This is a genomic window from Micrococcus sp. KRD026 (assembly GCF_017168445.1).
GTDB lineage: Bacteria > Actinomycetota > Actinomycetes > Actinomycetales > Micrococcaceae > Micrococcus > Micrococcus luteus.
In genome coordinates, this window is record NZ_JABFBA010000035.1 from 1 (window position 1) to 1,506 (window position 1,506).

Annotated in this window: 2 protein-coding genes; both read right to left on the reverse strand. The window is 72.1% G+C overall.

Translation table 11 applies throughout. From position 1 onward, the window contains the following. Window positions 1–408 (reverse strand): acyltransferase (locus J1M40_RS11765; RefSeq protein WP_206450807.1); only part of this gene is annotated, 408 nt, incomplete at its 3' end. A 197-nt stretch (window positions 409–605) separates the two neighbouring features. Next, window positions 606–1,506 (reverse strand): acyltransferase (locus J1M40_RS11770; RefSeq protein ID WP_206450808.1); only part of this gene is annotated, 901 nt, incomplete at its 5' end.

Sequence of the window (1,506 nt, forward strand, 5' to 3'; positions counted from 1 at the left end):
CATGAGCACCCACAGGAACCACAGGTGCCACGCGCCACCGCGCCAGAACTCGCCGGACAGCAGGGACCCGGGCCTGCCCGTGGCCAGCGCCAGCACGACCATCCAGACGAGGAACGGCCACAGGATCCGCTCCGCCTTGCCGCGGTAGTACGTGCCCAGCGGCTTGGACACGGAGCGGGGCAGCAGGACGCCGGACAGGAACACGAGCATCGGCATCCGCCACGACTGGAACACCTGCACCACGTTCGCGAACGCCACGGAGCTGAAGGTCGCGTCGAGGCCCTGCGGCATCGTGTAGGTGTGGGTGAACATCACCAGCAGCACGGCGAATCCGCGCATCGCGTCCATCCAGGTCATCCGGCTGGGGGTGGACCCGTGGGACATGGGCGGGGTCGGCGTGGTGGACATGGCGGCTCCGGGGTGACGTGGCGGGGCAGGGGAAGGAGGCTCCGCCGCCACATCGCGCGGAACGCCCAGAAGACCATAGCGGGCCGTTCGATTCCCGCCGGTTTTCGAACGTGGAATCGGGGTCTTGGGGACTTTCGAACGCGAGATAGGCCCCACATCACGTTCGAAAGTGCGGGTGGGGGCGAGTCCGGGGCGGCTCAGTCCGCGTGGCGAGGCCGCGGGCGGGGGACCTGGGCGGGTGCGTCGGACGCCGGCTCGGTGGCCGGGGCCGGCCCCGCGGTGGACTGCGGCTCGGACGCCGGCTCGACGACCGGCAGGGGCGCCGTCGTCGGGGCGGGCTCGGCGGTCTGCGCCGGCACGGCGTCGGCCGCCTCCGGGACCGCTGCCCGGGTGCGTGGCCGCTCCCGGCCGCGTCCCGCCGTCGGGAACTCGAAGAGCCAGCGCACCCGTCGGTAGCCGAGCGCGAGGGCGAGCGGGACGAGGAACGTGAACGACGCGATGGCCACGTAGAAGTCGACCGGGCGGACCGCGGCGAGGTCGCGGAAGGCCGCCACCGCCAGGATCAGCACCGGCATGTGGGCGACGTAGAGGACCATCGAGCGGCGGCCGCAGAACTCGAGGAACGGCAGACGGGGCAGGCGCGGGCCGAGCCACAGCACCACGAGGATCCCCGGCAGAGCAGCGAACACGGACCAGGGCTGGCGCTCCGCCACCACGAGCGCGCCGGTGCGCGTGGCCGTCACGGTGAGCACCATCAGGATCACCGCGATCACACCCAGGGCGGCCGGCGCCGTGCGGATCCGGGGGAGCAGTCGCGCGGACGCGGCACCGAGGAAGAAGTACACACCCCAGTACAGGGGACGCACCCAGTCGCGGGGGCCGCTGACGAACTCCAGGAGCAGCACGAAGAGGACGGCCGCGACCACCAGCGCCGGGACACGGCGGATCACCGGGCCGATGAGATAGCAGAGCATGAGCACCCACAGGAACCACAGGTGCCACGCGCCACCGCGCCAGAACTCGCCGGACAGCAGGGACCCGGGCCTGCCCGTGGCCAGCGCCAGCACGACCATCCAGACGAGGAACGGCCACAGGATC